The 8,226-nt window shown below is 65.3% G+C and carries 8 protein-coding genes and 1 pseudogene; 8 read left to right on the top strand and 1 reads right to left on the bottom strand.

From position 1 onward, the window contains the following. Positions 1–234 (bottom strand): annotated as a pseudogene (locus tag A5652_RS11240) (transcriptional repressor); the annotation flags it as partial. 158 nt (positions 235–392) lie between these two features. Here A5652_RS11240 and A5652_RS11245 point away from each other — a divergent pair. The 8 genes from A5652_RS11245 to A5652_RS11280 form a co-directional block, all read left to right on the top strand. Further along, positions 393–1,505, top strand: a complete 1,113-nt coding sequence (locus A5652_RS11245) for a HoxN/HupN/NixA family nickel/cobalt transporter (RefSeq protein ID WP_067350619.1) — start codon at positions 393–395, stop codon at positions 1,503–1,505. 101 nt (positions 1,506–1,606) lie between these two features. Next, positions 1,607–1,942 carry a hydrogenase maturation nickel metallochaperone HypA gene (locus tag A5652_RS11250; RefSeq protein WP_067350621.1) on the top strand — a complete coding sequence of 112 codons (336 nt, stop codon included), beginning with the start codon at positions 1,607–1,609 and terminating at the stop codon, positions 1,940–1,942. A 12-nt stretch (positions 1,943–1,954) separates the two neighbouring features. Further along, complete coding sequence (gene hypB / locus A5652_RS11255) at positions 1,955–2,767, top strand: hydrogenase nickel incorporation protein HypB (protein WP_067350627.1); 813 nt, start codon at positions 1,955–1,957, stop codon at positions 2,765–2,767. Positions 2,768–3,034: 267 nt separating this feature from the next. After that, on the top strand, positions 3,035–4,090 hold the full coding sequence (locus tag A5652_RS11260; protein WP_066870342.1) for a hydrogenase expression protein HypE: 1,056 nt from the start codon (positions 3,035–3,037) through the stop codon (positions 4,088–4,090). A gap of 102 nt (positions 4,091–4,192) precedes the next feature. Then, a complete protein-coding gene (locus tag A5652_RS11265) occupies positions 4,193–5,992 on the top strand; it encodes a nickel-dependent hydrogenase large subunit (RefSeq protein WP_067350630.1) in 1,800 nt (599 codons plus the stop codon). Between the two features lie 3 nt (positions 5,993–5,995). After that, on the top strand, positions 5,996–6,913 hold the full coding sequence (locus A5652_RS11270) for a NifU family protein (protein WP_067350632.1): 918 nt from the start codon (positions 5,996–5,998) through the stop codon (positions 6,911–6,913). Between the two features lie 46 nt (positions 6,914–6,959). Next, on the top strand, positions 6,960–7,604 hold the full coding sequence (locus A5652_RS11275; protein ID WP_067350651.1) for a DUF5947 family protein: 645 nt from the start codon (positions 6,960–6,962) through the stop codon (positions 7,602–7,604). Positions 7,605–7,612: 8 nt separating this feature from the next. Next, positions 7,613–8,226, top strand: a 614-nt coding sequence (locus A5652_RS11280; protein ID WP_369805778.1) for a DUF6084 family protein, incomplete at its 3' end; no start/stop codon positions are given.

Here is an 8,226-nt window from a genome sequence, read left to right on the forward strand (position 1 = left end):
GACGAGCGTGGTCACCGTGCGGTAGACGGTCGCCACGTCCGGCGCGTGTGTCCCGGGCGGCAGGCACTCCCGCATCCGCTTGTAGATCTCGGCGACGGGCAGGTGACCGTTGACGGGCTCGAGCACCGCCAGCACCTGGATGCGGGAGGCCATTCGCCGCAGCCCCCGGGCGCGCAGAAAATCGCCGATCCTCTCGGTGACCGACGCATCCAATGCCGACGGCTTGGGTGTCACTGGTTCAGTGTCGTCCCCAGACGGCCGGATCGCCAGTCTTCTCCGAAACCGTGAACCCACAGATTCCTGCAACTCACTTGCATCTGGCGAACCGGGGAACTTACAGTCGTGCCGGTTGTTCTCAGCCGACACCGCAAGGACGCGCCGGAAGGACCCCAGTGGCCAGCACCGAGATCGGCCGGCGGCCGTCACGGACGAGCAGGCTTCGCGGTGCCTTGACGCCGGCGGAGTGGTGGCGACTGGCAGCGATGCTGGCGGTGATCGTCGCGCTGCACCTGATCGGCTGGCTCACCATGGTCCTGGTCGTGGCGCCGGCCCAATACAGCCTGGGCGGCAAGGCTTTTGGCGTCGGCATCGGATTGACGGCCTACACCCTGGGCATGCGGCACGCCTTCGACGCCGACCATATCGCCGCCATCGACAACACCACCCGCAAGCTGATGAACGACGGGAAGCGACCGTTGGCCGTCGGCTTCTTCTTTTCGCTGGGCCACTCCACGGTGGTCTTCGGGCTGGCGTTGCTGTTGGCCTGCGGGGTGAAGGCGGTCATCGGGCCGGTGGAGGACGACTCCTCGACGCTGCACCACTACACCGGGCTGATCGGCACCAGCGTCTCGGGTGTGTTCCTGTACGCGATCGCACTGCTCAACATCATCGTCCTGGTCGGCATCCTGCGGGTCTTCATCCGGCTGCGCCAGGGCGAATTCGATCCCGACGCCGACGCGGCCGAACTGGAGCGCCAACTGGGCAACCGGGGGGTGATGAACCGGTTGCTCGGCCGCGTCACCAAGTCGATCAACAAGTCCTGGCACTGCTATCCCGTCGGGCTGTTGTTCGGGCTCGGTTTCGACACCGCCACCGAGATCGCACTACTGGTGCTGGCCGGCACCAGCGCCGCCGCCGGGCTGCCCTGGTACGCCATCATGTGCCTGCCGGTGCTGTTCACCGCAGGCATGTGCCTGCTCGACACCATCGACGGCTCGTTCATGAACTTCGCCTATGGCTGGGCCTTTTCCAATCCGGTACGCAAGATCTACTACAACATCACCATCACCGCGCTGTCGGTGGCGGTCGCCCTGCTGATCGGCACCGTCGAACTGCTCGTGCTGTTCGCCGACCAGTTCGGCTGGCGGGGCGCGTTCTGGAGCTGGATCGGCGGACTGAACCTCAACGCGATCGGCTACGTTGTCGTCGCCATGTTCGTCGCCACGTGGGCGGTGGCCCTGCTCGTCTGGCGCTACGCACGCATCGAAGAGAAGTGGACCGCGTAGGCCGACCGGCACGAGGCTGACCACACACCCCGTTGGGGTGTACAACAGTCACCATGGGCTCGTTGGCCTGCGCCCGGCTCGCGGATCGGCGGTGATCGGCGATGCATGAGCTGTCGCTGTGCGAAGCGATCGCCGGCGTCGTCAAGGATCACGCCGACGGCCGCCACGTCGACGTGGTGCGGGTACGGGTCGGCGCGCTTCGGCAGGTGGTGCCGGAGTCGCTGTCCTTCTGCTGGACACTGGTCCGCGACGCCGAGGACATGCCGGACGCCGAACTGGAACTCGAGTGTGTCAGCGCCGAAGTGCGGTGCCGCACCTGCGGCGGACAATCCGAGATCACCTCGCCGTGGTCGATCTGGTGTCCGCAGTGTGACAGTTCGGACGTGGAGGTGCTGCGCGGCAACGAATTCTTGGTGACGTCATTGGATGTGTCGTGAAAGGCGTTGACGATGGGTAGATTTCATCGGCACGACGACGGGACCGTGCACACCCACTCCCACGATCACCTTCCGCACGACCACGACCACGACCACCTTCCGCACGACCACGATCACGATCACGATCATGGCGATCACAGCCGGTATCGGACCGGCAGCCAGCGCATCGACGTGCTGGAGGCGATCTTCGCCGAGAATGACCTGCTCGCCGCCGCCAACCGGGCGGCGTTCGAGAGCAACGGCGTGCGCACCCTCAACCTGATGAGCTCTCCGGGCTCGGGCAAAACCACCATCCTGCAGGCCACGCTCGACGAGCTCGCCGGCGAGCTGGGCATCGGGGTGATCGAGGGTGATATCGCCACCGACCTGGACGCGGCCAAGCTCAGCGGCCGCGGCGCCCAGGTGTCACTGCTCAACACCAGCAACGGATTTGGCGGCGAATGCCACCTCGACGCGCCCATGGTCAACCGCGCTCTGCCCGGCCTCGACCTCGTGGCGCTCGACCTGGTGGTCATCGAAAACGTAGGCAACCTGGTCTGCCCGGCGGAATTCGACGTCGGTGAGCACGCCAAGGCCATGGTCTATTCGGTGACCGAGGGCGAAGACAAGCCGCTGAAGTATCCGGTGATGTTCCGGTCGGTGGACGTGGTGCTGCTCAACAAAATCGACCTGGTACCCCACCTCGACGTGGATGTCGACGCGTACATCGCCCATGTCCGAAAAGTCAATGCGGCGGCGACGATTCTGCCGGTCAGTGCCCGCACCGGCGATGGCATGGCCGCGTGGTTCGGCTGGCTGCGGCGCTTCGCCACGGACGGGGCGTGAACGGCGCCCGCCCCAGCGCACACGGGCACCCACTCCTGCGAAACATTCGCAGGAGAGCCGCCCCGTTTCCGCCTGTTCGGGCACAACGAATCTGCAAGCGACACATACGTTTCTGTTGCTATGCGACATACGCCGACTAATGAGCGACGGCGAACCGTTGACAACGCTCGATAGCCGGAGTAGACCCAAAAAATAGCGCTGCGCAAGTGGGCCGACGGTCGACTCCGGTGGCGCAGGAGCCCCAGCCCGGCTCCGGAAAGCTGCAGCATGCCAACAGAAGCAGCAGTCAAGGCAGAACAAACATTGATCCATGTTCTATGGATTAACGCGGGCCTGAGTTGTGACGGTGATTCGGTGGCATTGACTGCTGCCACCCAGCCAAGCGTCGAGGAAATCGCCTTGGGTGCCCTGCCCGGACTCCCCCAAGTCGCGGTGCACTGGCCCCTGATCGACTTCGAATGCGGACCCAACGGGGGGGCGGACGACTTCCTGGAGTGGTTCTTCAAAGCCGACCGCGGCGAGCTGGAACCCTTTGTCCTCGTTGTCGAAGGATCCATCCCCAACGAGAAGATCAAGGACGAGGGCTACTGGTGCGGCTTCGGCAACGACCCGGCCACCGGACAGCCGATGACCACCAGCGAGTGGCTCGACCGGTTGGCGCCCAAGGCCACCGCCATCGTGGCGGTCGGGACCTGCGCCACCTACGGCGGAATCCACGCGATGGCCGGTAACCCGACCGGCGCGATGGGCGTGCCGGACTACCTCGGCTGGGACTGGAAGAGCAAGGCGGGCATTCCGATCGTGTGCGTGCCCGGCTGTCCGATCCATCCCGATAACCTGTCGGAGACGCTGACCTACCTGCTCTACATGGCGACCGGTCAGGCGCCGATGATCCCGCTCGACGACGCGCTGCGTCCGCAATGGCTGTTCGGCAAGACCGTGCACGAGGGTTGCGACCGGGCCGGCTACTACGAGCAGGGCGACTTCGCCACCGAGTATGGATCGCCGAAATGCATTGTGAAGCTTGGCTGTTGGGGGCCTGTTGTCAAATGCAATGTGCCCAAGCGTGGGTGGATCAACGGCGTCGGGGGCTGCCCCAATGTCGGTGGGATCTGCATCGGCTGCACGATGCCGGGCTTCCCGGACAAGTTCATGCCGTTCATGGACGAGCCACCCGGCGGCAAGATCTCGAGCACCGCATCGGGTCTGTACGGAGCCGTGATTCGCAGTCTGAGGGGTATTACGGAACGCACCGTCGACAAAGAGCCGCGGTGGCGCCATAACGGCGACCAACTCACCACGGGAGCGCGCCGCACCTGGTAGGTCGCCTACCCGGTCGGCGTGCCCCTTCTCCAACTCGAAGACGAAGAGCCGTCGCCGCATCAGCCAATGCTGAGAGCAGCCAAAGCGGGAAGAAGTAGCGCAATGACAACCATCATTCCTGAACCCACCCACGCCAAGCGGGAGCCCGGCCAGCTGGTCGACATGGCCTGGGATCCCATCACCAGGATCGTGGGCAGCCTGGGCATCTACACCAAGATCGACTTCGAGAACCGAGAAGTCGTCGAGTGTCACAGCACCTCGTCGATCTTCCGCGGCTATTCGATCTTCATGAAGGGCAAGGATCCCCGCGATGCCCACTTCATCACCAGCCGCATCTGCGGCATTTGCGGCGACAACCACGCCACCTGTTCGTGCTACACGCAGAACATGGCCTACGGCGTCAAGCCGCCGCATCTGGGTGAGTGGATCGTCAACCTCGGCGAGGCCGCGGAATACATGTTCGACCACAACATCTTCCAAGAGAACCTGGTCGGCGTGGACTTCTGCGAGAAGATGGTCTCCGAGACCAACCCGAGCGTGCTCTCCCTGGCCGAGAAGACCCCGGCGCCGCACGCCGACGCACACGGGTACGCCACGATCGCCGACATCATGCGCTCGCTCAACCCGTTCAGCGGCGAGTTCTACCGCGAGGCGCTCGTGGTCAGCCGCTGGACGCGAGAGATGTTCTGCCTCATGGAGGGTCGCCACGTGCACCCGTCCACGCTGTACCCCGGCGGGGTCGGGACCGTTGCGACGGTTCAGCTGATGACGGACTACATGACGCGGCTGATGCGCTACGTCGAGTTCATGAAGAAGGTCGTGCCCATGCACGACGACCTCTTCGACTTCTTCTACGACGCCCTGCCCGGTTACGAGAAGGTCGGGCTGCGCCGCACCCTGCTCGGCTGCTGGGGTTCCTTCCAGGATCCCGAGGTGTGCAACTTCGAATACAAGGACATGGAGCGCTGGGGTAACGCGATGTTCGTCACCCCGGGCGTGGTGGTCGACGGCAAGCTGGTCACCCACTCGCTGGTGGACATCAATCTCGGCATTCGAATCCTTTTGGGCAGTTCATATTACGATGATTGGACCGACCAGGAGATGTTCGTCAAGACCGACCCGCTGGGCAACGCGGTGGACCGGCGCCACCCGTGGAACCAGCACACCAACCCGCACCCACAGAAGCGGGACATGGAGGGCGGCAAGTACAGCTGGGTGATGTCACCGCGTTGGTTCGACGGCAAGGACCACCTGGCGCTGGACACCGGCGGCGGACCGCTGGCCCGGCTGTGGTCGACGGCGCTGGCGGGCCTGGTCGACATCGGTTACGTGAAGGCGACCGGCAGCAGCGTCAAGATCAACCTGCCCAAGACGGCCCTGAAGGGTCCGGTCGAATTGGAGTGGCAGATCCCCAAGTACGGCAGCAACACGATCGAACGCGACCGGGCGCGCACCTACTTCCAGGCCTACGCGGCGGCGTGCGCTTTGCACTTCGCCGAGAAGGCGCTCGCGGAGATTCGCGCCGGGCGCACCAAGACCTGGGAGAAGTTCGAGGTGCCCGACGAGGCCATCGGATGCGGCTTCACCGAGGCGGTGCGCGGTGTGCTCAGCCACCACATGGTGATCCGGGACGGCAAGATCGCCAACTATCACCCTTACCCGCCCACGCCGTGGAATGCCAACCCGCGCGACAGTTATGGCACACCGGGTCCCTACGAGGATGCGGTCCAGGGGCAGCCGATCTTCGAGGAGAACGGCCGGGACAACTTCAAGGGAATCGACGTCATGCGCACGGTGCGCAGCTTCGATCCATGCCTGCCGTGTGGCGTGCACATGTACCTGGGGAAGGGCAAGTCCCTGGACAGACTGCACACGCCAACCCAGTCACCTGTCGGGGAGTGACACATGGCGGATCGCCCGGTGAAGTCCGCGAATGACGCGCAGTGGCGTGAAGCGGGCGATCGGATCCAGACACTGCTCGATTCCTGCGCGGCAGGTGGGACCGCTGCGTATGACCGTGCGCAGCAACTGGTTCGCGAGGTAGTCGGACTGTACGGTGCCGGGCTGGAGCGAATCGTGCGGATGGCCGGCGATCCCGGACCGGGAGGGGGGCTGGTCGAGCGGCTGGCCACCGACGACCTGGTGGCCAGCCTGCTCCTTGTGCACGGTCTGCATCCGCACGACGTGCACCGCAGGGTGTCCGACGCGCTGGATCGGGTGCGGCCCTACTTGGGTTCGCACGGCGGCGACGTCGACCTACTCGAGGTCGTGGGCGGCGACGTCGTGCGGCTGGCCTTCAAGGGCAGCTGCAAGAGCTGCCCGTCATCGGCGGTGACCCTGGAGCTGGCCGTCCAGGATGCGGTCCGCGCGGCCGCGCCGGAGATCTCCTCGATCGAGGTGGTGTCCGCCGAAGCCACGACCACGCCGGCGAGTGTCATTCCCGCCGAATCGCTTCTGACCCGCCTGCATTCCAACGGACATGGGGCGACCGCCTGGCACCCGGCGCCCGAACTCGCCGAGTTGACAGCAGGCGAAGTCGCGGGATTCGTGATCGACGGGGTGACCGTGCTGGCCTGCCGTGTCGGCGACCAGTCCTTCGCCTACCGGGATCGCTGCCCGGTGTGTGACGACTCGCTGGCGGGTTCGCAACTGCACGGTCGAATGCTGCGCTGTGCACGCTGTGAGACGGATTTCGACGTCGTCGGCGCGGGAGCCGCCGCGACCCGTGGCTCGGCGACCCATCTCGATCCGATTCCGCTGCTCACCCGCGACGGCCTGCTGTCGGTGGCGTTGCGGACCGACGTGATGGGCGCACCGGCATGACCGCCAGCGACGATGCAGAACGCAGTGATGCTGAGGAGCGGCGCATATGACAAGCCCGTTCGATGTCCTGGCCCGCATCCGGAGCGACCGGCGCGCCCCCGAGCCGGCGGGCGAGCGCTGCGAGATGTGTGCGGAGTCGATTGCCGCCGAACACCAGCACGTGGTCAATGTGGCGGGCCGCCAACTGATGTGCGTCTGCCGCGCCTGCTATCTGTTGTTCACCGACACCGAAGCCGACCTGCGTTACCGGGCGGTGCCGGATCGGTATCTGTCGTTTCCCGACTTCGCCCTCGATCGCCTGGTGTGGGAGGCATTGCAGATCCCCGTCGGGGTCGCCTTTTTCTTCACCAACTCCGCCCTCGGGCGCACCGTCGCCTTTTACCCGGGGCCGGCCGGGGCATGCGAATCCGAGCTGGACATGGAGGTCTGGGACACCATCCGCGGCGCCGACCCGCGGGTGAGCCTGCTGGCCGACGACGTGGAGGCGCTGCTGGTCCGGGTGGCCGACAGCGCCCACGATGGCGAATTGTCGCAGCCACAAACGTATCTGGTGCCCATCGATGCCTGCTACGAATTCGTCGGACACCTGCGCCTGGTATGGCGCGGCTTCGACGGCGGCCAGCAGGCCCGCGAATTCATCGACGGTTTCTTCGACCGGCTCGCCGCCCGTGCCACAAAGACACCGCGATGAACGCGCCGATGAACGTCAGCTTTGCGGTCCTGGACGTGACCGCCGAGCCCTACACCGTCAGCCCGATCCTCACCGCCCGCGTCGGCGTGACCGCCAGCGGCGACGACCCGGTGCACGCCATCGCCCTGCGCTGTCAGGTCCGCATCGAACCGTTGCGGCGCTCCTACTCCGACGACGAAGCTGCCGGGTTGCTCGATCTGTTCGGCGGCCGCGAACGCTGGGCCAGCACCCAACGCACCTTTCTTTGGCAACATTGCGCCACGATGGTGCCGGGGTTCACCGGTCACACGATCGCGACCCTGCCCCTGGAATGCACCTATGACTTCGAGGTGGCCGCCGCCAAATACCTGCACGCGTTGCGCGATGGTGCGGTGCCGCTGCAATTCCTGTTCAGCGGCACGATTTTCGTCAACTCCGAGCGCGGATTCTCGGTTCAACAGGTGTCGTGGGACTGCGAGGACAACTACGCCATGCCGGTCACGGTCTGGCGTGACCTGGTAGCGCAGCACTATCCCAACAGCGGATGGATCCGACTGAGCCATGAGACCATCGCGCAACTGGCCGGTTACAGGTCGGCCAACGGAATGCTCGACTTCGACCAGGCGGTTACCTCGTTGCTGGA

The sequence above is a fragment of the Mycobacterium sp. 1165178.9 genome (assembly GCF_001673555.1).
In the GTDB taxonomy this organism is placed as follows: domain Bacteria; phylum Actinomycetota; class Actinomycetes; order Mycobacteriales; family Mycobacteriaceae; genus Mycobacterium.